Annotated in this window: 21 protein-coding genes; 15 read left to right on the top strand and 6 right to left on the bottom strand. The window is 37.6% G+C overall.

Going from position 1 to position 22,717, the window contains the following annotated elements:
- The first annotated feature begins 152 nt into the window (after positions 1 to 152).
- Both CHU_RS13475 and CHU_RS13470 read left to right on the top strand, forming a co-directional pair.
- Positions 153 to 920 carry a glycosyltransferase family 2 protein gene (locus CHU_RS13475; RefSeq protein WP_011586131.1) on the top strand — a complete coding sequence of 256 codons (768 nt, stop codon included), beginning with the start codon at positions 153 to 155 and terminating at the stop codon, positions 918 to 920.
- Positions 921 to 1,012: 92 nt separating this feature from the next.
- A complete protein-coding gene (locus CHU_RS13470; protein ID WP_011586130.1) occupies positions 1,013 to 3,418 on the top strand; it encodes a YfhO family protein in 2,406 nt (801 codons plus the stop codon).
- A gap of 203 nt (positions 3,419 to 3,621) precedes the next feature.
- On the opposite strand, the gene CHU_RS13465 is transcribed toward CHU_RS13470, so the two are convergent.
- On the bottom strand, positions 3,622 to 5,148 hold the full coding sequence (locus tag CHU_RS13465) for an oligosaccharide flippase family protein (protein ID WP_011586128.1): 1,527 nt from the start codon (positions 5,146 to 5,148) through the stop codon (positions 3,622 to 3,624).
- Between the two features lie 111 nt (positions 5,149 to 5,259).
- Between CHU_RS13465 and CHU_RS13460 the strand changes: the two genes are divergently transcribed.
- From CHU_RS13460 to CHU_RS19880, 12 genes are all read left to right on the top strand, one after another.
- Positions 5,260 to 6,081: a hypothetical protein gene (locus CHU_RS13460; RefSeq protein ID WP_011586127.1), complete on the top strand. Its 822-nt coding sequence runs from the start codon at positions 5,260 to 5,262 to the stop codon at positions 6,079 to 6,081.
- Positions 6,082 to 6,123: 42 nt separating this feature from the next.
- A complete protein-coding gene (gene pseB, locus CHU_RS13455; protein ID WP_011586126.1) occupies positions 6,124 to 7,140 on the top strand; it encodes a UDP-N-acetylglucosamine 4,6-dehydratase (inverting) in 1,017 nt (338 codons plus the stop codon).
- 15 nt (positions 7,141 to 7,155) lie between these two features.
- Positions 7,156 to 8,313 (top strand): UDP-4-amino-4,6-dideoxy-N-acetyl-beta-L-altrosamine transaminase, encoded by a 1,158-nt coding sequence (gene pseC / locus CHU_RS13450; RefSeq protein WP_041932759.1) that lies wholly within the window; start codon positions 7,156 to 7,158, stop codon positions 8,311 to 8,313.
- Positions 8,314 to 8,320: 7 nt separating this feature from the next.
- Positions 8,321 to 9,913 (top strand): hypothetical protein, encoded by a 1,593-nt coding sequence (locus tag CHU_RS13445; protein ID WP_011586124.1) that lies wholly within the window; start codon positions 8,321 to 8,323, stop codon positions 9,911 to 9,913.
- 21 nt (positions 9,914 to 9,934) lie between these two features.
- Positions 9,935 to 10,603: a TylF/MycF/NovP-related O-methyltransferase gene (locus CHU_RS13440; protein WP_011586123.1), complete on the top strand. Its 669-nt coding sequence runs from the start codon at positions 9,935 to 9,937 to the stop codon at positions 10,601 to 10,603.
- A 10-nt stretch (positions 10,604 to 10,613) separates the two neighbouring features.
- Positions 10,614 to 11,258, top strand: a complete 645-nt coding sequence (locus CHU_RS13435; RefSeq protein ID WP_011586122.1) for a pseudaminic acid biosynthesis-associated methylase — start codon at positions 10,614 to 10,616, stop codon at positions 11,256 to 11,258.
- 10 nt (positions 11,259 to 11,268) lie between these two features.
- Positions 11,269 to 11,958 carry a pseudaminic acid cytidylyltransferase gene (gene pseF / locus CHU_RS13430; RefSeq protein ID WP_011586121.1) on the top strand — a complete coding sequence of 230 codons (690 nt, stop codon included), beginning with the start codon at positions 11,269 to 11,271 and terminating at the stop codon, positions 11,956 to 11,958.
- A gap of 123 nt (positions 11,959 to 12,081) precedes the next feature.
- Positions 12,082 to 13,098 (top strand): UDP-2,4-diacetamido-2,4,6-trideoxy-beta-L-altropyranose hydrolase, encoded by a 1,017-nt coding sequence (gene pseG, locus CHU_RS13425; protein WP_041932758.1) that lies wholly within the window; start codon positions 12,082 to 12,084, stop codon positions 13,096 to 13,098.
- Positions 13,095 to 13,568: a GNAT family N-acetyltransferase gene (locus CHU_RS13420; RefSeq protein ID WP_011586119.1), complete on the top strand. Its 474-nt coding sequence runs from the start codon at positions 13,095 to 13,097 to the stop codon at positions 13,566 to 13,568. The genes pseG and CHU_RS13420 overlap by 4 nt, the downstream gene beginning before the upstream one ends.
- The gene (gene pseI / locus CHU_RS13415; RefSeq protein ID WP_011586118.1) at positions 13,561 to 14,607 is read left to right on the top strand and encodes a pseudaminic acid synthase; all 1,047 of its coding nucleotides are present in this window, start codon (positions 13,561 to 13,563) and stop codon (positions 14,605 to 14,607) included. Before CHU_RS13420 ends, pseI begins: the two co-directional genes overlap by 8 nt.
- A gap of 49 nt (positions 14,608 to 14,656) precedes the next feature.
- On the top strand, positions 14,657 to 15,559 hold the full coding sequence (locus tag CHU_RS13410; RefSeq protein ID WP_011586117.1) for a hypothetical protein: 903 nt from the start codon (positions 14,657 to 14,659) through the stop codon (positions 15,557 to 15,559).
- Entirely contained in the window at positions 15,556 to 16,239 is a 684-nt protein-coding gene (locus CHU_RS19880) for a CatB-related O-acetyltransferase (protein WP_072355975.1), read from the top strand. The genes CHU_RS13410 and CHU_RS19880 overlap by 4 nt, the downstream gene beginning before the upstream one ends.
- A gap of 283 nt (positions 16,240 to 16,522) precedes the next feature.
- On the opposite strand, the gene CHU_RS18950 is transcribed toward CHU_RS19880, so the two are convergent.
- Entirely contained in the window at positions 16,523 to 18,217 is a 1,695-nt protein-coding gene (locus CHU_RS18950) for a LamG-like jellyroll fold domain-containing protein (protein WP_011586115.1), read from the bottom strand.
- 281 nt (positions 18,218 to 18,498) lie between these two features.
- On the opposite strand from CHU_RS18950, the gene ffh reads away from it, so the two are divergent.
- Positions 18,499 to 19,830: a signal recognition particle protein gene (gene ffh / locus CHU_RS13395; RefSeq protein WP_011586114.1), complete on the top strand. Its 1,332-nt coding sequence runs from the start codon at positions 18,499 to 18,501 to the stop codon at positions 19,828 to 19,830.
- 188 nt (positions 19,831 to 20,018) lie between these two features.
- Here ffh and CHU_RS13390 read toward each other — a convergent pair whose 3' ends face one another.
- The 4 genes from CHU_RS13390 to CHU_RS13375 all read right to left on the bottom strand — a co-directional run bounded on the left by CHU_RS13390 (position 20,019) and on the right by CHU_RS13375 (position 22,636).
- Positions 20,019 to 20,609, bottom strand: coding sequence for a DUF4291 domain-containing protein (locus CHU_RS13390; protein ID WP_011586113.1), 591 nt, complete (start codon positions 20,607 to 20,609; stop codon positions 20,019 to 20,021).
- 187 nt (positions 20,610 to 20,796) lie between these two features.
- Positions 20,797 to 21,588 carry a glycerophosphodiester phosphodiesterase gene (locus CHU_RS13385; protein ID WP_011586112.1) on the bottom strand — a complete coding sequence of 264 codons (792 nt, stop codon included), beginning with the start codon at positions 21,586 to 21,588 and terminating at the stop codon, positions 20,797 to 20,799.
- The gene (locus CHU_RS13380; protein ID WP_011586111.1) at positions 21,585 to 22,118 is read right to left on the bottom strand and encodes a hypothetical protein; all 534 of its coding nucleotides are present in this window, start codon (positions 22,116 to 22,118) and stop codon (positions 21,585 to 21,587) included. Before CHU_RS13380 ends, CHU_RS13385 begins: the two co-directional genes overlap by 4 nt.
- Positions 22,119 to 22,363: 245 nt before the next feature.
- Entirely contained in the window at positions 22,364 to 22,636 is a 273-nt protein-coding gene (locus CHU_RS13375) for an HU family DNA-binding protein (protein WP_011586110.1), read from the bottom strand.
- Positions 22,637 to 22,717: the final 81 nt, after the last annotated feature.

Genomic DNA, 22,717 nt, shown 5'->3' with positions numbered 1-22,717 from the left:
AATAGTAGTTCCAACTTCCAATTTTACTAAAAAAATAATACAATAGAAATGAAATGTATGGTCTTTTATTCAATTTAACCTTAAATAGTATAGTTCATTTTTATTATTTGAAGTAAATTCGCCTTTATTAGTTAAAAGTATCACCAACACAAATGTCTGAGCCAGTTCCCTTTCTATCCATCATAACGGTTGTATACAATAATGTAGCTGGATTGCAATATACTTTTGAATCCATTCATAAGCAGACAGATAAAGACTTTGAGTGGATTGTTGTGGATGGAGGTTCCCGTGACGGGACAAAAGAATGGTTAGAGAAACTCAGTTTCGCGCCCTTAAAATTTGTATCTGAAAAAGACAATGGCTTGTACGATGCCATGAACAAAGGGCTTGCAATGGCCGCCGGTAAATTTGTGTGGTTCATGAATTCCGGTGATGGCATTTATGCTGAAACCACAGTAGCAACGCTGAAAAGCCAGGCAGCGGCTAACGATATTTTATATGGAGAAACCATGCTGATTGATGAACAGGCTGCTGCTATCGGAATTCGCTCTGAAAAAACCACACGTGTGCTGCCGGAAAAAATGACAACGTATTCCATGATAAAAGGTATGGTTGTTTGTCATCAGTCTTTTATACCCAAGCGAAGCATTGCACCTTTATATGATCTCAAATACCGCTTCAGCGCTGATATTGACTGGGTAATCTCTTGCTTGGAAAAAGCCGTGCAGGTGCATAACTGTAAGATGATTTTATCCAGCTACCTGGTAGGCGGGCTGTCTGTACAAAATCAAAAAACCGGCTGGAAAGAGCGCTGGAAAATCTACGTAGCGCATTATGGTTTTTTATATACTTCTTTAGCGCATGTGTATATTATACTCAGATACCTGTGGGTATTTAAAATTTTAAAAAGAAATCATTAAATAATGCTTTCGGCTGCCGTGGAAATGCAATAAGCTTACTGAATCTTTTTATATTGCATAATTGTTGAATAACATCATTTTAATTTAAAAGAATGAAATCAGTATCATTAAAATCATTGCTCCCGCACGTGCTTGTGCACGTAGTATTTATAGGGATCTTATTTATTTTTTACAGTCCGGTAACAAAAGGTAAAAAACTAGTTCAGAACGACGTTGTACAATCAGGCGCTGCTTTACAGGAAGCGAATGAATATACGAAGAGCGGAAGCGAAGAAATTCTTTGGTCAAACTCAAGTTTCAGCGGTATGCCTGTATGGCGCGGTTATGGTTCAAACTTAGTTACCTCTGTCCATAAAGCAGCACTTGCTATCTTTCCCGTTACCGTATACATGAGCTATCTGGCTTTTTTAGGATTTTATATTCTGGCGCTGGTCCTCGGAGCTAATGTAACCATTGCCATGCTGGTTTCAGCAGCATTTACATTAACCTCCTTTAACATTGTAAGTATCGAAGCGGGCCACGTGAATAAGGTATTGGCCATGGCTACGATGGCACCGGTTATTGCCGGAGTTATACTGGTATATGAAAGAAAATACTGGATCGGTATATTTGTAACGGTATTTTTTCTGGCCTTACATCTGTATTACGGCCATTACCAGATCAGTTATTATCTATTGATTACATTAGGGTTTTATGCTGCCTATAAAATCTATGAGGCTATACGTGATAAATCTTACAAGCATTTTTTAATCGGATCACTTGTATTAATAGGTGCTGCAGTTGTTTCTATCCTTCCGAATATTTCTTCTATTCTGACAAATTATGAGTATTCTAAAAGTACTACACGCGGCGGTTCAGAATTAAGCGCGGCAAAAAAAGAAGGCGGTGGTTTAGATAAAGAATATGCAATGAGCTGGAGCAACGGCATTACAGAAATTTTCACCATGTATATGCCATACTTTAACGGAGGTGCCTCGGGTGAAGAACTGGATCAGAGTTCAGCAACTTACAAAGCACTGGCTTCTAAAGTAGACAGAGCACAGGCCAAACAGTTTATCAAACAGATTCCGTTGTATTGGGGAGATCAGCCATTTACTTCCGGTCCGGTATATTTTGGCGCAATCATTATATTTTTATTTATATTCGGAATGTTTTTAATCAAAGATCCGTCTAAATGGATCTGGCTGGCTATTGCCGTTTTCTCATTCATGATGAGCTGGGGTAAAAACATCGAATGGTTCAGCGATTTATTATTCTATCACGTGCCGCTTTATAACAAGTTCCGTTCCGTAACAATGGCTGTATCCATTGCACAGCTTGTGTTTCCATTGCTGGCATGTATTGCACTGGTTAAAGTTATCCAGCCTGAATTGGAAAGAGATCAGGCACAGAAAGCATTGGTGAAAGCATTTGCGATATGCGGAGGCTTTGCCGTATTGATGCTTCTTACAGGTACCATCTGGTTTAATTTCTCATCTAAAAATGATGCAAACACGCAATTGCCGGAATGGTTGATGGAAGCGATTACCGAAGACCGTATATCTAAATTCAGAGGAGATGCACTTCGTTCGCTGTTTTTTGTAACAGCAGCAGCAGCATTGATTTGGGCAATCATCAAAGAGAAGTTTGAAATAAAATATGCGCTGGCTGCATTAACCGTTTTAGTAATTCTTGATCTGTTTGTAGTGGACAAACGTTATTTGAATGAAAGCGATTTTATAAAAGCAAAAGGATCTATTGTTGAAAAAGCAATTCCTAAAACAGAACAGGATCAGCAGATATTAACAGACAAAGGGTATTACAGAGTGTTAAATCTTACCAAGAGTCCGTTTAATGATGCAACAACATCCTTTTATCACAAGTCTATTGGCGGCTACAGTGCCATTAAATTGTCACGCTATCAGGATTTGATTGAAAACCAGATCAGCAAGAATAACATAGAAGTAATGAACATGCTGAATACACGCTATATTATTTCCGGAGCACGCCAGGAAGGCGGAGAGCCTATGGTACAGCGTAACCCCGGTGCGTATGGCAATGCCTGGTTTGTAAAAGAAACAAAAATTGTTGCAAATGCAGATGAAGAAATAAAAGCATTAGATAGTATCTCACCAAAGACAGAAGCCTTTATTGATCAGCGTTTTGCTAAAGCAGGAAAAGCATACACCTTAGATTCTTCTTCATACATTACATTAACGGAATACCACCCGAACCATTTAACCTATGAAAGCAGTGCTGCATCCGAACAATTTGCCGTATTCTCGGAAGTATACTACCAGCCGGGCTGGAATGCATATGTAGACGGAAAACCAACACCGCATGTACGTGTAAATTATATTCTGCGTGGTATGGAGCTTCCTGCAGGCAAACATAAGATCTTATTCAAATTCGAACCGGAGCATTATATCCGAAGCGAAAAAGTAGCGTACGCCGGATCTCTTTTCTGGATCGCATTATTACTGGGAACATTGGTTATGTCGTTACGCAAAACCAAGTAAGTAAACAAAAAACTTATTCTCATTAAAAAAGGGAATTGCCTGCGCAATTCCCTTTTTTAATGAGAAATTTTTCGTGGCTGAAATAGTTCGATGTATATAGAAATAATTAGAGAAGCTTGATGTTGCCTGAACAAGCAGGGTGTGACTAGCAAGTACAAGTCCTTTGCACAAAGGCTTAAGAGCTTCTGTAGAACGTATGCATTTTATTTTTTTAGGCACGTACGAACGTAATCAAGTGCACCATCCATTAAGCTATTCATTTCAGGAGACATTTTGAAAAGTCGTACGATAAAAATAAAGAGTAAGCCAAATAAAAGAGATTTAATTGGTATGATAAATAATGCATACTGCCAGCTAGAGCAGGTGAATGGAATAATTAAAGGAACAAGCAATATTCCGCAAGCCAGTATGAGTGCCGGTATCATTTCTTTTGAAAAAGGAATCATTCCCATTTTACTGTAAATGAATATGGTTTTAACAATGTTATAAACGAATAAGGTAAGTACTAAAGCGAGGGCTGCACCCATGATTGAATATAATGGAATGAATATCAAATTCATTATGATTGTAACAACACCAAGTAAGATAACGGCTATAAGATTGAAACGGAAGTATTGAGAGAATTGAATCATCTCATTGTTGATACTTGTCGACATATCAAATAGCTTGGAAACACCGATCAACAATATTACATACTTGCCGGATCTGTATACGTCTGAATTTGGTATAAAGAGAAATAGATCGTCTACATTTAACCAGATCAATCCAAAGATAAATACACCACTTAAAAATTGGATGAGCGAATTTTTTTTGTACAAAACATTAATGGCGTCCTGGTCATTCTCTTTGAATGCTTTGGCCAGTAAGGGAAGTGAGATTTGTGTTATGGCTTTTCTAGGTACTTCAATAACCGAGCCTATAAAATAGGCCAGGCTGTAAACAGCTACATTTTCCAGTCCTTCGTTTGCATTTTTTCCGCTGATGGCACCAATCATTAAGGTGTCTATTTTTTGAGCAATGATACCGCCGGCAGCTCCGGGTATAATGTAGAGCAAAAAGCTAATAATCTCTTTTGTTTTTTCGTTTTTAAAGAAGGCAGCATTTGGTGTTAAAAACAATATTTTTTGTTTCCGTATGTATAAAACCATGATTAGTAATAAGGCTCCGTAGGCCAGGCTGTAAAAGAGGATCGTGCTGTTAAAGTTTAATAGTTTTACAGCAAAGCCAATAACAATTACTGTTACGAAAATACGCAGAACAACTTCTTTCAAAAAATTAGAAAAAAAGGTTTGATAATATGCCCGGAGGTATGCTTCAAAAATATCAGCATACATCATGAAAAATGTCAGCGGAACAATAAAAATCATATATCCTGTAAACAGGGCAGATTTTTCTGTGTAAAGTGATTGCCAATACTCCTGAAAAAGAAAGAATCCGGAAAGGAAGATTAAGTATCCCAAAAGCGGATATAGGAGAATGATGAAGAGGAAGCCATTGTGTTGCATTTCATCGTTCCGGTAATAAGAGAAATACCGGTCGATAATGTTGGATGCACCCAATCGTACAAAAAGCGAAAGCAGGAAGGGGATATCTTGTAATAATCTAAGAATTCCGATCTGTTCGGGAGTGAAATATTTTGGATATAACCATAATACATTTACTGTACCGATCGCAATACCTAAATAAGTTATAATAGTACTGCGAATGCTTTGTTTTATTATTATGCCCATTTTGATTCAACTCCAGTTAAAATTAGAAATTTTAAGTTAAATTTGTATAACTTATCAAAGAATACTTGAAAATAAATAATTCTACCATTTATCATATTTTGAATAAAGACAATGAATAGCAGTTCTGATTTTGTAGAGTCATTTCATAACAATGGATTTGCAATTGTAAAAGGCGTTTTTTCAAAAAGTGAAATACAAACTTTACGTAATGAAGTAGCTTCTCAGGTTGAAATAGATAAAGCAAAAGGTCTGATCTATTCCGTTCCAAATTCATCAGCAACCTATGTAAAAGGAGATTTGCTAAGCAAAGAACTTTTGCAGCACGTTATTTTAGATGAACGTGTAATTAATATTGCTAAAAAAATTCTGCAAAACGAACCTGTATATTTTGGAGATGGTTCATATCAGATCGGAACAGGCTTAAGAGGTTATCATCGTGATAACACAGACCGGGTGTTCAATGTAGGAAATGACTGGGCTGCAGATTATTCGATTATACGAATGGGTTTGTATCTTCAGAATCATAAGAAATATAGCGGTGGACTTAAAGTGCGTATTGCTTCTAATAAAAACAAATCAGGAAAATCGGTTTTACTGGATATTGAGGAAGGAGATTTAGTTTTCTGGGATCTGCGTACGCTTCATAGCGGTAATGCAGTACGCTTGAAAATGCTTCCGAATTTCCCTGTTGATTATTTAGAAAAGAATGTTCCTGATTTTCTAAAAATAGATGAAGACAACGTACGGATGGCATTTTTCTTTTCTTTTGGGAAAAAGGATGCACATCTTGAACGCTATTTAAAAAACAGTTTATTGAAATCTGCCAACATGGTAGAGGGATTAAAACAATCTCCCATTTCATCTGCTGTTTTCGCAGATGCAGCAAACAAAGGACTGACTATAGTTAAACCAATTGCAGAGTACGGCAACTAAGCCAAATCGAATATTAAATAAAAGAGTTGAATACATACGAATATGCTTGATCTAAATAATAAATCAATACTAATAACAGGTGGTACAGGTTCATTTGGGAAAAAATTTGTTGAGACCGTATACAAGAGATTTCCAAAGGTTAAAAGGGTTGTTATTTATTCAAGAGATGAATTAAAACAATATGAAATGTCGCTTCATTATCCGCATTCCCACTATCCATCCATCCGTTTTTTTATCGGGGATGTTAGAGATGGAGAGCGTTTAAAGCAGGCATGTGAAGGGATAGATGTGATTGTACACGCAGCGGCATTAAAGCAGGTTCCGGCTGCAGAATACAATCCGATGGAATGCATTAAAACAAATGTGTTTGGTGCGGAAAATGTGATCAATGCGGCTTTAGCAAGCGGTGTACAAAAAGTGGTTGCTTTATCAACGGATAAAGCTGCAGCACCGATTAATTTATACGGTGCTACAAAATTGTGTTCCGATAAATTATTTGTAGCGGCTAATAATATGAAAGGGGCACGTAATATTCAGTTTTCAGTCGTACGTTACGGAAATGTGATTGGTTCAAGAGGTTCAGTTGTTCCGTTTTTCCTTGAAAAACGGAAAAGCGGTATGTTGCCGATCACGCATGAAGGTATGACACGTTTTAATATTTCTCTTGAAGATGGTGTTGAAATGGTTATGTATGCCCTGGAGCATGCATGGGGCGGTGAGTTATTTGTTCCGAAAATCCCTTCTTACAATATTATGGAAATGGCCAAAGCCATTGCTCCGAATGCTACGTACGAAGTAACAGGCATCAGACCGGGTGAAAAGCTGCACGAAGAAATGATTACGGAAACGGATTCATTAAGCACGGTTGAATGCGAAAAATACTATATCATATTGCCGGCAACACCTACCTGGAGTTTTGAAGATTTTAAAAAACATTTTAATGCGAAAGCAGTGGAAATGGGCTTCAAATATAATTCAGGAACCAACACAGAATGGTTATCTGTAGATCAATTGCGTGAACAGATTGTTAAGCATGTTGATGCGGATTTCAGCGCATAAGTAAAACCTGTGAAAATAGATAAAGCAATACCTTACGGAACACAAGACATTACGCAGCAGGATATTGATGCAGTAATAGCTGTACTTCACTCTAAATTTTTAACACAAGGTCCCTTGGTTAAAGAGTTTGAAGAAAAATTTGCTGCTTATGTAGGTTCAAGCTATGCAGTTGCAGTAACCAATGGCACTGCGGCCTTGCACTTATCTGCAATGGCATTAGGTGTAAACGCAGATTCAAAAGTAATAACAACGCCCATTACATTTTCAGCTTCTGCAAACTGCATCCGGTACTGCGGCGGAGAAGTTGTATTTGCAGATATTGATCCGGAAACCGCTTTACTGGATATCAATAACGTACGGGCAATACTGGAAGAACATCCGAAAGGAACATTTTCAGGTATCATACCCGTTGATTTTGCAGGTTATCCGGTAGATATGGCTGCATTCAGAGCCTTGGCCGATGAACATGGATTGTGGATCCTCGAGGATTCCTGCCATGCACCCGGCGCATATTTTACCGACAAAAATAATACGAAACATTTTTGCGGAGATGGATCATTAGCTGATCTGGCTATTTTTTCTTTTCATCCTGTAAAACATATTGCAACCGGAGAAGGTGGTATGATTACGACCAATTCAGAAGCACAGTATAAAAAATTATTGAAATACCGTTCACATGGTATGGTTTATCAGGGAAATTCTGATTTGATCGAAAACCATGGCGGCTGGTATATGGAAATGCAGGAGCTCGGGTATAATTACCGCTTGTCGGATATCAATGCAGCTCTTGGTGTCTCTCAGTTATCACGTGCACAGCTAGGCCTGCAAAGAAGGCATGAAATTGCCAAACGATATGATACTGCATTTGCAGGCACGGCGATTAAAACCATACCTGTTAAAGAAAACGTTTATCACGGACTACATTTATATATTATACAGGTTGAAAACCGTAAAGGATTATACGACTACTTAAGAGCAAATAATATTTTTGCTCAGGTGCACTATGTACCTGTACATCTGATGCCGTATTACCAAAGCCTGGGTTCTAAAAAAGGAGATATGCCTGTAGCGGAAAAATATTACGATCATTGTCTGAGTATACCTATGTACCCGACATTGACGGATGATGAGCAAGTATATGTGATTGAGAAGATACTAAACTTTTACAACTGATTTATTTATGCGGTCTTACTATAGTCATTTAGAAGCTATAAAAACTGTTGGGGAAAATATTTCCCTTTCTCAAAAACCTGTATTCAGATCTTCTGCCATTTTTCCGGTTATTCAGAACAGCGATTATTCAAGCAAGATACTGTTTATGGGGTATTGGCTTGTTAAAAGACACATCACAGAAATCGGATTGCTCTATACGCTGCGTAATGCGAAAGGAAATCTGTTGTCGCGTAAGTATTTGCTGATTGATACAGCAAAAGCATTTAATATAGAAATCGCTGAGTTTTCGGAAGTCATTAAAAAGGCAGGCAGCGAATCGGATTTTACAGGATCGCTGGAGCTTGAAATATTCTCAACAAAAGATCTGGTCTTTCCATATCCGGCATTTGTATTGGTGTACTGTAACGAACACTTCAGTACGGCTGTTCACACGGTAGGGCGCATATATAATGATATTGAAGATCTTAAGGTAAACGAAGAATATAAAGTACGGGAATCAGGTTTTGATATATATGGAGATGATTCTATTGAACCATTTATTGCATTAACAAACGGACCGATTGAAAATAAAAATCCTGTTATTGAATATAAGATAAATAATTCGCACGGGCAGGAGTATACCGGCAGCTTTTCTATACCCGCACTTGCTCCGTTAGAAACTACCTTTATTAAACTCAATGAGTACATAGATCTAAAAAAGCTGTTGCAAAAACAGCCCGGTACAATTAAATTTGCACATAACTTTGAAGGTTTTTTCCCAAGGTTTTTAGTCGGTAACATAGACACCGCATCAAAGGCAATCAGCATCACGCATTCCTATTATGATTCTTCGGAATTAAGTGACGATAAATCGTACTGGAACCGGAAGGATGAAGCGTTTAATGATAGTTCTGTTGCCATTCCCTTGTATCTGAAAGATGATTATTATACGCATCTTGCAATTTATCCCATATTCTCTCCTTCAGATTTTACCTTATCGTTTGAGTTCTTCGATCAGCAGGGAAATCCGAAAGGCAAGCTGAATCAATATAAACCAATAAGAAGTGCAGACAATAAATATGAGACCATTGATTTCGGTGCAATTGTAGAAGCAGAAAAGTTTGATCCGCATAGTATTAAATCTGTCAACATTACATGCAACTGGGAAAACAAAACAAAAATTCCTACAAGAATAAAGTTTGGGTTGAATGTCGGCATTAAAAACAGAGACGTAAAATTTCCATCTAATATTTGTTTTGCGCCTCAGCTTGGCAACCCAAATATATTACAAAAAAAGAGTACGTTCCGGTGGGCGCCATTTATAAATGTTGGAAATTCGGAAATCGTGCTTACAAATTCATCTCCGTTAAAAGCATATAATCAGGATGCACACGTTGTATTAACGTTCTACAGAGAAGCAGACAATGCTACGTTGGAAAAAAGTGCTATCATCAAGGCCAATGCCATTGAAGTAATACATGCACAAAAAGATTCAGATATAAAGGATTTCTTTGCAGGTGGTACCGGCTGGATGACTGTTCATGCAGACAATCCTTTCTTGAATGGCTGGTATTTTGATTTTCATTTAAATGGTGCAGTTGCTGCCGATCATATATTTTAAAAAAAAACATAAAAAACGATAATGATAGAATTACCTGATTTTTCTAAAAGCTTTCAATACGAAAATAATTTTTATCTGTCATCTGATGTAAACAGGATGGCAAAAGTAATGGCGCATTATGATTTATTTAAACACACCATAGATGTGCCGGGTGCTATTGTTGAATGCGGTGTGTTTAAAGGAGCGTCGCTGGTTCGTTTTGCAGCGTTCAGGCAGTTACTAACGAATCCGTTGGCGAAAAGAATTATTGGCTTTGATGCCTTTGGAGAATTTCCTCAAACAGATTTTGAAGGAGATAAAAAATGGAGAGATAAATTTGTTACAGACAGCGGGGAGCAGGGCATAGGTGTTGAACAATTATTAGACGTGCTGAAGCATAAAAAATGTGATGAGAATGTAGATCTCATCAAAGGAGATGTTGTAAAAACAATTCCCGAATATTTGAAAAAACATCCGGAACTGAAAATATCATTTCTAAATATTGATGTAGATGTATACGAGCCTACGAAGGCTGCGTTAGAATATTTCTATCCGTTGGTTAGTAAGGGAGGCGTTATTTTGCTGGATGATTATGCAAATGTTTTCCCGGGTGCGAACAAAGCCGTGGATGATTATTTTAAAGATAAAGATGCTACGATAAAACGTCTTCCGTATTGTGTTACACCGTGCTATATTATAAAAAAAGATTAAGGATTAAGATATGAAAACGAAGCAAGAGCAATTTTGGGGTGGTGAATTCGGAAAAGAATATACAGACCGTAATTCAAGAGAGTCGGCAGAGTGGGATAAATTTTACATCGAGAACTGGGGCATTTCTAAAGTTGAAATGAACGATCGGTTTTTGAATGCATTACCGAAAGATGCTTCCATACTTGAAGTAGGTTGTAATACAGGAATGCAGCTGGCAGGTTTACAGCGTTCAGGTTTTAAACATATATATGGTGTAGAACTTCAGGAATATGCTGTTGAAAAAGCAAAAGCATATACAAAGAATATAAATGTTATTCAGGGTTCAGGTTTTGACATACCTTTTAAAGATAACTTCTTTGATGTTGTTTGTACCAATGGTGTATTGATCCATATCTCTCCGGATAACCTGCCAACCATGATGCGCGAAATGGTACGCTGTTCTAAAAAATACATCTGGGGCTGGGAATATTACGCAGAAGAAACAACAACAATCAATTACAGAGGAAATACAGATTATTTATGGAAAGCCGATTATGCAGATCTTTTTATGAAATACTGTCCAAATCTTAAATTGGTGAAAAAAGAATTATTTCCTTATGTAAGCCAGGCAGAGTCAGGGAATAAAGATTGTATGTATTTATTAGAAAAAATATAACAGCAGATTAATGAATGTTGCAATTATAACGGCGCGTGGCGGAAGCAAACGTATACCTGGGAAAAATATTAAAAATTTTTTAGGGAAACCGATTATTGCATATTCAATACAAGCCGCTCTTGCATCAAAGCTTTTTGATGAAGTAATGGTTTCTACCGACGATGAAAAAATTGCAGAAATAGCACGCTCGTATGGAGCGAGTGTGCCATTTTTAAGAAGCAGTTCTTCTTCGGATGATTTTGCTACAACAGCACAAGTGCTGCAGGAAGTACTGGGTGTATATAAAACATCGGGCAAAGAATACCGGTATGCCTGCTGCATATATCCAACGGCACCGTTTGTTGATGCGCAGATCTTATCCGAGGCACATACATTATTAATGGAAAAAGGATTGGATTCTGTCTTTCCGATACAACGGTTTTCATTTCCGATACAACGCGCATTGGTATTTAAAGAAAATAAGTTAGCCTGGCTACAGCCTGAAAATGCACTCAAGCGTTCTCAGGATCTGGAAGTAACCTACCATGATACCGGTCAGTTTTACTTTTTTAATGTACCCGCATTCCTCGCTTCAGGGGCTTTACTCTCAGCTAATTCAAGCGGCATTGAAATTGATGAAATGGCCGCGCATGATATAGATACAGAAGAAGACTGGAAAGTTGCTGAATTTAAATATACACAATTGAAACGCCAGCAATAATTACGTACATACGTTTGTTCAGTCGGAGTGGTGTGCGCTTAATCGGTAACAGATAAGAGTTGTGTAGAAGAGAAATCATTTTCTCCGGAATTGCGAAGCAACGAGATGAATTTAAAAACACCCATGAATAGAAAAGCAACAATTGTTTTTAGAGCAGATGGTAATTCTGAAATCGGTCTGGGTCATGTCATGCGCTGTGTTGCTTTGTGTGAAATGCTGCAGGATGTATTTTATGTAAAATTTGCGATTCAAAATCCGTCTGCGCCTATTCTTCAGTTATTACATTCAGCAGTATCTGAAGTTATTCCGCTTCCTGAAACAAAAAATCACAGAGAAGATGCAGCACATTTTTTAACGGTACTATCCAAAGAAGATATTGTTGTATTAGATGGATATGCATTTGATGCAGCGTATCAAAAAGCTATTAAACAGCAATGCCGTTCATTGGTGTATATAGACGATTTAGTCAGCGGGCATCAATATGCAGACGTACTTATTAATCACAACGGGCTTGTACAGGCTTCAGATTATGATGCTTCAGCATATACTACTTTTTTATTGGGGACAGGATATGCATTAGTCCGCAAAGTTTTTTTTGATAAAAGAACCGCAAACAAGGATGCAGGCAATAAAATAAAAAAGACTATATTGATTAATCTGGGCGGTGCGGATCCGGATAATATTTCTTTGAAGATTGTTCACGCACTTCTTGCTGTGCAGGAAAACTATAGTATTACGCTGATACTGGGTGCTGCAAATAAAAACGGCGAAAGTTTTAAACCGTTTCAGGCTTCACCAGACGTGATCATCAAAAGAAGCTTGTCTGCAGAAGAAATGATTGATGAGATAAACAGCTGTACAGTAGCTATTGTATCCTGCTCAACAATCGCATATGAAGTGTGTATTTTAAATAAACCATTCATAGGGGTATTAACAGCTGCAAATCAAGCGTCAAATGCTGCGTTCTTTAAAAAGAATAACTTGTCACTGGACGTATTGGATAAAAACGTTGAAGAATCGGTTTTGGTAAAAAGCCTTGAATTCAATGCCGGAAAATGGGATGAAACGCTCAATCAGCAAAAACTGTTTTTTGATGGTAAAACAGCAGAACGGTTTCAACAGGCTTTCAAAAAGATATGAGCGAAGTACAAATAACCTTCAGAAAAGCACGCGAACAGGATTTGATGACCTATTTTAACTGGGCCAATGATGAAGTTACACGGAAAAATTCCTTTGGAACCAATAAAATTGATTTAAAGACACATACGGAATGGTTTTTGAAGAAAATCAGTTCTCCGGATAGCTTGCTGCTGGTGTTCGAAGATGCAGCGAAAATTCCTGTAGGGCAAGTACGTATTGAATGCGGTGAAGAAGAGGCAGTCATTGGAATTTCAATTGATAGCGCATTCAGAGGGAAGTCTTTATCCGCTTTTATGATAGATTCGGCTTGCACCGAATATTTCCGTAATTTTACAAAACCTATAGCGGCGCATATTAAAGCAACAAATACCGCTTCAGTAAAAGCCTTTGAAAAAGCAGGCTTTATATTGAAAGAAGAATATACCGTTGATCAGGAATTAAGATTTATTTTATTGAGACAACATGTTTAAAATCGGAAGTACGATTATATCAGAAAATCACAAGCCATTTGTGATTGCAGAAATGTCTGGAAATCATAATCAATCATTAGACAGGGCATTGGCAATTGTTGATGCAGCAGCAGCAGCAGGTGCGCACGCATTAAAACTGCAGACCTATACAGCAGATACTATTACGTTTAATGGAACATCGGACGAGTTTATCATTAAGGATGAAAACTCTATCTGGAAAAATCAGAATCTGCATCAATTATACCAACAGGCATATACACCCTGGGAATGGCATGCACCGATATTTGAACGTGCCAAATCACACGGTATGATTGCTTTCAGCAGTCCGTTTGATACTACTGCCGTTGATTTTTTAGAAAGTCTGGATGTACCTTGTTATAAAATTGCATCGTTTGAAAACACCGATCATATTTTACTGAAAAAAGTTGCGCAGACAAATAAGCCTGTCATCATGAGTACCGGCGTTTCTACCATTGCAGATATTCAGGAATCAGTAAAAGTGCTAAGAGATAATGGCTGTAAAGAACTGGTATTATTAAAATGTACCAGTACGTATCCGGCAACACCGGAAAGTACAAACATTTATACCATACCGCACATGAGTACTTTGTTTGATGTGCCGGTGGGTTTATCTGATCATACCATGGGCATTGGCGTTGCCATTGCTTCTGTAGCATTGGGCGCACGTATCATAGAAAAACATTTTACGTTGAGCAGAGCTGATGGCGGTGTTGATTCAAGCTTTTCACTGGAACCGGAAGAGTTGAAAAACCTGGTTGTTGAAACAGAACGCGCGTTTCTTTCTTTGGGAAAAGTAAATTATATTCTTTCCGAAAAAGAAAAGAAAAGCCTTCAGTTCAAACGTTCTTTATATGTTGTAAAAGACATTAAAAAAGGAGAAGCGTTTACAGCACTCAATGTACGTTCTATAAGACCGTGTAATGGCCTGCATACACGTTATTATGATTCGGTATTAACAAAACAAGCCAATCAGGATATTAAAGCCGGTACCCCGTTGTCTCTGGATGATTTGCGTTAATCAGGAATACATTTAATCTGAATATTATTAAGCCTCATTCATAAATAATATGATCTTCCTACTGAAAGACTTTGCAGAGAAATTACAACAATATGTGTCGGATTTTTTTTCGTTATTTTCTTCACTTATTAAAGTAGTTGTACTGTCAAGGTTTAATGTAAGCGTACCTAAACCTGAAAACTACGAGGCGATTGTTATCGGCAACGGGCCGTCCTTAAAAAAAGCGCTGGTAGAGACTCCTTCATTTTTTGAGAACAAAGATCTGATTTGCGTAAATAATTTTCCTGCCAGTGCAGAGTTTGAATCTCTCAAACCCAACATCCTGGTATGGCTCGATAATGCTTATTATCCCAAAGATTCAGCAACGTTGCGCGCAGATATAAAAGACATGATTGAAGTGCTTATCGAAAAAACGTCCTGGAAGTTTAATATTCTTGTCCCTCAGATGTCTAAACATTCAACACACATTCAGGAGATAGCAAAAAGAAATTCCAATATCAACATCCATTATTTTAATTATACCATTGTACAAGGCTTTGATTGGTTTAGTTATTTTTTTTATAAGCGTGGCATCGGAATGCCCCTCTGCCAAAACGTAGTAGTCGCTTCCATCTTTTTAGGCGTTAAGATAAACTATAAAAACATCTACCTTACCGGCGTTGAAAATTCTTTTTTTAAAGATGTATGGGTTAGCGACGAAAATGAAGTATACCTGCAGCATACACATTTTTACGATAAAAATAATGATGGCGGAAAAACAAAAGTGCATATCAGACCGGGTTCTTCTGTTAAAGCAGATCTGGCGGCTGTATTGATGATGGCTGTTAAAACGTTTGCCGGATATAAGGCAATTAAAAAATACGCCGATCACGTAGGTGTGCGTGTTTACAATGTAACCGAAGGTTCGTATGTAGATGCATTTGAACGGAAAAAAATAACCGATTTACTATGAGATTTATCAGCAGTATATTGAAAAACCCTTTTACGCTCTGGCTGTACTGGCTTGTACAAAAAACGGTTTTAGAAATAAAATACCGGGGCAGTAACCTGCAGCTTGGTTACCTGACTAATATAAAAGGCAGCACGTTCGGGGAATATAACAGATTATACGATCACGTACGGCTGTGGCATTCAACTGTAGGGTCTTATACGTACATTGCTAAAAACAGTCAGATTTCACGCAGCCATATAGGTAAGTTTTGTGCGATTGGTCCTAATGTACAGATGGGTCTGGGCACACATCCTACAAGTACATTTGTTTCCATTCATCCGGCATTTTATTCTAAGGCAAAACAGGTGGCAATTACTTTTTCCGGCACCGATTCTTTTACTGAACACATGCCTGTTTCTATTGGTAATGATGTATGGATCGGTGCAAACGTTATCATTGCAGATGGCGTAACCATTGGCGATGGTGCTATTATTGCTGCGGGTGCAGTAGTAACAAAAAATGTTACCCCGTATGAAGTTGTTGGCGGCGTACCAGCTAAAAATATTAAGTATCGGTTTACAGATTCCCAGATTGCATTTTTACTGGCATTCAAATGGTGGGAAAAGGATAAAGAATGGTTAGCGCGGAATGCGGAACACATGCTGGATATTGAAAAATTACAACAGACTTTCGATCGCTGATCTCTGAAGCAACAGGTTATATTTTTATAGCAGCAATGAGATTAATATTCAGAAGTGAATATTAATCTCATTGCTGCATAATCCAAGCATATCCGGGTATTATTTATATATGCTGGCTTTATGCAGTATTCTCAACAAAGCCGCATAGTACCTTAACATAAAAAGGAAGAGGTTTAAATTAATTAAACCTCTTCCTTTTCAGATGTAATCAACCAGTTATACGTGAGTAGCATTTAATGCCTGCTCACAAGTACTTTCAGGTTAACATTGTGTTGCTGAATTCTTATTGAACAACAAAAACACTTACATGATCCTGATCTCCGCCTGTTAATTTGAGAAGATAAGTACCTTTAGGTTTGTCAGAGATGTCGAGGTTATATGAATTGTTTACGTCAGTAACAGTTATTTCATCAACAACAACACCAAGAATACTATATACTAAAGCTTTACCATTGTAGTTATTTGTTTTAATTGTAAAGTTTCCGGCATTCGGATTAGGATATAGTACTAATCCTGTATAATTGTCAGATGCGGTGTTGCTTGTTCTTGCCTGGTACGTACAAACAACAGCCGGAGAATACCAGGTAGATTTGGTACAACCTGATGGACTGGTGAAGGTACATAGAACAGATGAATTAAGAGGTCTTACAAATGTATTGGAAGTACCCTGAACCACACCGTTAACAATCCATTGAATTGAACTCGTACCTGCATTGGTAACGGTAAGATTAACACATGTGTTAGAACCGCTTGTTCCTGAACAAGTGACATTGGGAACCGCCGGCACGTCGGTACTGAGGGTAATGGTTTTAGAAACGATTGCTGAACTGCCGCATAGATTTAATCCCTGGCATCTAAGAATAAATTGATTGTTTGTTACAGAATTAGGAATAGTAAGCGTGGTATTTGTAGAGCCGTTGACAGGAAAATTGACACCAACATTAGGTCCATTCTGAATATTCCATGTATAGTCGGCGTTAGAAACAATGGGAGAAACAGTATATCCGTTTCCGCTGGAATTAGGGCATACCGTAGAATTGCCTACAATAGTAAACACAAGTGTACTGTTTACTGTTATTGGGAAATTAGCCACTAACTGGCAACCGCCGCTTGGTACAGTATAGGTAATAACCGCAGGACCGGCGCTTATTCCGCTTACTAATCCAAATGAATTAACGGTTGCAACAGCAGTATTTGAACTGGACCAGGTTCCTCCTGAAGTAGCATTTGAAAGAAGTAATAATTGATTTACGCAAACAGTATTGTTACCCGTGATAGGAGTTGTTAATTGTCCTAATCCAGCCAGCGCTCTGATTTCGCACAATGAAAGTGCTCTTCCGTATATACTTGGTTCATCCATAGAACCAACAAATAAACTTCCTCCACTCTGATCTCTGCCGAATAGAAGCGGAAGGTTTGTTGCCGTACCAACCAAACGCGTAGAGTTATTGAAGGTTTGGGTACTTACACCATTTACATAATAAATCAATGTTCCGGTGGAATTATTAAATGTTATGGCTACGTGTGTCCATGTATTTGTAGGAACAGTTATACTTGACATATTTGCACCGATCGTCCGATCGCCGATAAATCTTAACTGACCATTTACAAGGTCCAGTATAAATCCGGAATTATTGCCTACTAATGTTCTGTCAATCAACCGGGCTGATTGACCTGGACTAGTGATATACACCCATGTTGCAAGGGTAATACCAAGACCAAATCCATTATCCAGAATGGGTTGTGAACTAACCGTTATACTATTCCCATAAGTAAAATCGTATGCATCATTTGTTGTGCCATTATGATCTGCTACCAGCGTTGCACCATTAACCGTTCCATTGAGGACGTTGCCGCTTACATCGTTCGCATTGCCAGAAAAAGGATACCTTGCAATTAAGTTTGCTGTAGGAATTTGTGCAAAAAGCATTGGATTACATGCTATAACAAATAAAAATAAATAAAATAATTTTTTCATAGTGCTGATTTTTAAGGTTTATAATAACAAATAATGTTAAAATTGCCGTGTAAATAATTATGTTTAACAAAATATTTTTATTTTTTTAACATAAGAGAATACAAAATTGGAAGGGGATGTAAACGGTTGTAACATGCCTGAGCGGTTTTTTTCTAAAAAAGTCGATTTCCGGAAAATAATCCAGATAAAGGATAATAATGACCCCGTTTCTTTGTTAGCTGAGAATAATTTAGGCTCTGCTTTAGTTTTTTTGTATTTTAGTAGCCATTTCTAATACCATTATGTTTGATAATTTAAGTCAGAAGCTCGATAAAGCATTTAAAACCCTAAAGGGCCAGGGTAGAATTACAGAAATTAACGTTGCCACAACAGCTAAGGAAATTCGCAAAGCCTTGATTGATGCCGATGTTAACTATAAAGTAGCAAAGTCTGTAACCGATGATATAAAAGAAATTGCCTTAGGCAGAGAAGTACTTATTTCAGTTTCTCCGGGACAATTACTTGTTAAAATCACCCATGAAGAGTTAACAAAGTTAATGGGTGGAGAAAAGCAGGAAATCAGCCTGAAAGGAGATCCTTCTGTTATATTAATTGCAGGTTTACAAGGTTCGGGTAAAACAACGTTTTCCGGGAAGCTTGCTGCTTACATCAAAAAGCAGAACAGAAATGTGTTGCTGGTTGCCTGTGATGTGTACAGGCCGGCTGCCATTGATCAGTTGAAGGTATTGGGTGAGCAGGTAGGTGTGGAAGTATATACAGAACCTGACAATAAGAAGCCTGTTGAAATTTCAAAGAACGCAATTGAATACGCTAAGAAAAATAATAAGAAAGTTGTAATCATAGATACGGCCGGTCGTTTAGCGATAGACGAACAGATGATGAATGAAATTGCAGAAGTGAAGAAGGCAATACAACCTTCAGAAACACTTTTTGTAGTCGATTCCATGACCGGCCAGGATGCGGTGAATACAGCAAAAGCATTCAATGACCGCATTAATTTTGACGGTGTTGTATTAACCAAATTAGATGGGGATACCCGTGGTGGTGCTGCAATTTCTATTCGTGCAGTAGTTGAGAAGCCAATCAAATTCATCAGTACTGGTGAAAAAATGGATGCACTTGATGTGTTCTATCCGGAACGTATGGCAAGCCGTATTCTGGGTATGGGTGACGTTGTATCGCTTGTAGAACGTGCGCAGCAGGTATTTGATGAAGAAGAAACAAAGAAGTTAAATCAGAAATTAAGAAAGAATCAATTCAACTTTGAAGATTTCTTAAATCAGATTCAGCAGATTAAAAAAATGGGTAGCATCAAAGACCTTGTCGGTATGATTCCGGGTATGGGTAAAATGATGAAAGATCTGCCGATTGATGATGATGCATTCAAACCGATTGAAGCAATCATTTTCTCTATGACAAAAGAAGAACGGGAGAACCCGGATCTGTTAAGCGGTAACAGAAGAAACAGAATAGCAAAAGGGTCTGGAACTTCTATTCAGCAAGTAAATAACCTGTTGAAGCAATTTGAAGACATGCGTAAAATGATGAAGAGCATGAACAAAATGCAGGGTAAAGGTATTCCGCCCAACATGAAAAATTTAATGAAACGATAAGTTTTATTCCCCGATAAAAAGAAAGCCTTCCCGTGGATCCCGCGGGAAGGCTTTCTTTTTATCGGGATTGAAATGGATATACTATTCAGGCTGTATTATGTTAAAACGTTTAGCAGGTTAATACCTTTCGAGTGTATATATATCCAGACTTCTGCGTAGAGCTGCTGATAGTTTCCAGAAAGTATTTTTTAATCTGCCCCAATAGTATGTTTCAATGTTTCAGAAACCGGATAGATATTTTCTGCCGGTAATAAACTGTTTGCTTCCTCTGTTTTTTTATCAAGCACCAGCGCATGGATCTTTTTACAAACCGGTGTGATGTCATCGATAGACACGATCCAATCGTTTACATAGTGTTCAACAGCAACTCCGCTAAGCCCTATTTGTATGCTTCTGTAAGCAAGATTTTGTAAGTGAATATCTTTTTCAGGATCCCACTGTAAGCGTACCTGTGTGTGCTCTAATTTGTTTTTCCATGCCTCCAAAGAAGAGAACATTGTACTATCAAAGTGCGACAAACAGCAATTAGCCAGCGCCCATTCAAACCCTTCGCGTTTTAGTTTAATGGCCAGTACATGCTCCTGACCTTCTTTGGCTGCCCAGCCAGACCGATACATCATCCATAAAAAAGATGGTTTGATCCAGGTCATGCGTTCGATTTTAAAAGGCGCTACGAATTTTTGATTTTTTACAGCCGGTATAGCTATTTCATTTTTATACGCTTGATAAACAGTTATAGTCTGTTGATCATATACGGCGCGTATTTGTTTTTCTAACATTATGTGATGATTTTTTTATAAAAAATGTTGCAGCAATCTCTATGAGAAAGATCCTTCACAACAAGAGTGGAAAAGGTAAAAGTTTATGCAGGCAAAGATAGAAATTATATAACAGCATTAAAATCTATTGCTCTTAAAAAAGCATGTGCAAGGTAGGGAAAGTATCAATAATACAAGCAAGCAGTTGTTATTGATACAGATTGATCAGATTTTTAAGATTATCTGTTTGAATAATATCCACACCTTTATGTATGAGATTCAGATGATCATTTTTATTAAATGTACTAAATCCAACTACACGGGCACCTATTTCGTGCATCTGTGCTACTTTTGATTCGTCTATATCGTTTATACTTGCTACCCATCCGTTAAGCTTATACTGTAAAATATTTTTTTTCGCTGTGTTAAAATCTGAATAAGAATAAATAGTAAGGTCGGTTCGTAAAGATAGCATATGTAAAAATTGCGCATTGTTTTGATACATCAGCACAGAATTATCTTCAAGATTAAATTTTGTTATAAGCGTTGAAAGGTTTCTGTTTAATGTATATAAATGCTCCGTGCTGTAGGCATTAGGCTTGATATCGAAATAAAATAATTTATCGATATGGGGTCCGCAGTTTTCTAAAAGGAAATCCAGCCGGATAATATTATACCGCCCCAGTGCAATATTATCATACGCAAGATTACTTATCTCATCCCAGGTACGTTCCTGAACGGCACCTGTACCATTGGTTTGATTGTCTAACAGTTCATCATGCAATAGTACCAATATGCCATCACGGGTCATCTGAACATCAATTTCGACACCATCTGCACCCAACAAGAATGCCTGCATCAATGATTCAAAGGAATTGATCGGATAATCGCCGTATAAGCCCATGCCGCTGTGCCCGATTTTTTGTACCTCAGGTAACGACTCTTTTTTTTTGCAGGCGAATAGTACGCCGCATAAAAGAAGTAAGTATATCTGTTTCATAGATGACCTTTTTTAAATCTATATCCAATTGAAAAACCAGCTCCGTAGCGGATTACATCCATACCATCTGCCATGCCGATATAAAAGAGACTGCATGTAATTCCATTCGGATGTGTATAGCGGTAACCGGCAGACCAGGTTAATGATAGTTGCCTGTGCCTGTCTATATCAATTTTGCGGGCATTAAAAAAAGTATAACTACTATAGATCATTCCTGCTGAAACAATAGGATGGCTGCGTGATTTTCCATACATATATCCCAGGGAAAGCGGCACAAGTATATCCGGATTAAAGTCTGTTGTGAAATCTGTCCATTTTGAAACGCCTAATCCTGCCTGGAGCATGACTGAATGCTTTTCTTTTGAAACCAGAAAATGTTCATAACGGAATGCACGTATAAATTTTACACTTGTGTACCAGCCGGCACCAAAAGCTTCGTAGTGTATAGCGCTTTTACTCATCTTCTGGGCATAGCCCGAATAAATAGATGTAATGTAAAATAGAATAAGAGTGAGTCCGGATTTAGTCACAACAAATGTATTGATTGCTTATTCGATTAATTTGTATACATACACAGATAAATAATGCAAGCAAGGGTGCATGCATTATGTCTGATAAGCATGTGGTTAATGAGGTAGACGATTAAGACGGAAGGATATTGTAAGGTTTTTAAGATTTTTTATGTATAGAAAACCTTAAAATAAATACGGATTTACATAAAAAAACCCGATCGGTTTTGATCAGGTTTTTTTATGTAAAAAAGTAAGGCGGTTAATTACTTAACTTTTTTAGTAAGTTCAGCACCAGCTTTGAATTTAACTACTTTTTTAGCTTTGATTTTAATTACTTTACCAGTTTGTGGGTTTCTACCGTTACGAGCTGCACGTGTAGCTGTTTTAAAAGAACCGAAACCAATTAATACAACTGATTCACCTTTTTTAAGCGCTTTACCAGTAGCGTTAAGAAATGCATCTAAAGCTCTTTTAGAATCTGCTTTAGTTAATTTTGATTCAGCTGCGATAGCATCGATTAATTCTGCCTTGTTCATAGTGTGTAGTTTTTGTTTGTAAAAGTTAAAATTGTTATACGAAATTATAGGAAAACCCTTACTCTGCAAGCCCTTCAGGAA

This window comes from Cytophaga hutchinsonii ATCC 33406, assembly GCF_000014145.1.
Taxonomy (GTDB): Bacteria; Bacteroidota; Bacteroidia; order Cytophagales; family Cytophagaceae; genus Cytophaga; species Cytophaga hutchinsonii.
The sequence above is the reverse complement of the archived record's forward strand: the minus strand, read 5'-3'. Positions and strand labels throughout refer to the sequence as shown.

Coding starts and splice junctions, on each gene's coding strand:
- CHU_RS13475 (WP_011586131.1), top strand. CDS start 153: ATGTCTGAGCCAGTTCCCTTTCTATCCATCATAACGGTTGTATACAAT.
- CHU_RS13470 (WP_011586130.1), top strand. CDS start 1,013: ATGAAATCAGTATCATTAAAATCATTGCTCCCGCACGTGCTTGTGCAC.
- CHU_RS13465 (WP_011586128.1), bottom strand. CDS start 5,148: ATGGGCATAATAATAAAACAAAGCATTCGCAGTACTATTATAACTTAT.
- CHU_RS13460 (WP_011586127.1), top strand. CDS start 5,260: ATGAATAGCAGTTCTGATTTTGTAGAGTCATTTCATAACAATGGATTT.
- pseB (WP_011586126.1), top strand. CDS start 6,124: ATGCTTGATCTAAATAATAAATCAATACTAATAACAGGTGGTACAGGT.
- CHU_RS13445 (WP_011586124.1), top strand. CDS start 8,321: ATGCGGTCTTACTATAGTCATTTAGAAGCTATAAAAACTGTTGGGGAA.
- CHU_RS13440 (WP_011586123.1), top strand. CDS start 9,935: ATGATAGAATTACCTGATTTTTCTAAAAGCTTTCAATACGAAAATAAT.
- CHU_RS13435 (WP_011586122.1), top strand. CDS start 10,614: ATGAAAACGAAGCAAGAGCAATTTTGGGGTGGTGAATTCGGAAAAGAA.
- pseF (WP_011586121.1), top strand. CDS start 11,269: ATGAATGTTGCAATTATAACGGCGCGTGGCGGAAGCAAACGTATACCT.
- pseG (WP_041932758.1), top strand. CDS start 12,082: ATGAATAGAAAAGCAACAATTGTTTTTAGAGCAGATGGTAATTCTGAA.
- CHU_RS13420 (WP_011586119.1), top strand. CDS start 13,095: ATGAGCGAAGTACAAATAACCTTCAGAAAAGCACGCGAACAGGATTTG.
- pseI (WP_011586118.1), top strand. CDS start 13,561: ATGTTTAAAATCGGAAGTACGATTATATCAGAAAATCACAAGCCATTT.
- CHU_RS13410 (WP_011586117.1), top strand. CDS start 14,657: ATGATCTTCCTACTGAAAGACTTTGCAGAGAAATTACAACAATATGTG.
- CHU_RS19880 (WP_072355975.1), top strand. CDS start 15,556: ATGAGATTTATCAGCAGTATATTGAAAAACCCTTTTACGCTCTGGCTG.
- CHU_RS18950 (WP_011586115.1), bottom strand. CDS start 18,217: ATGAAAAAATTATTTTATTTATTTTTATTTGTTATAGCATGTAATCCA.
- ffh (WP_011586114.1), top strand. CDS start 18,499: ATGTTTGATAATTTAAGTCAGAAGCTCGATAAAGCATTTAAAACCCTA.
- CHU_RS13390 (WP_011586113.1), bottom strand. CDS start 20,609: ATGTTAGAAAAACAAATACGCGCCGTATATGATCAACAGACTATAACT.
- CHU_RS13385 (WP_011586112.1), bottom strand. CDS start 21,588: ATGAAACAGATATACTTACTTCTTTTATGCGGCGTACTATTCGCCTGC.
- CHU_RS13375 (WP_011586110.1), bottom strand. CDS start 22,636: ATGAACAAGGCAGAATTAATCGATGCTATCGCAGCTGAATCAAAATTA.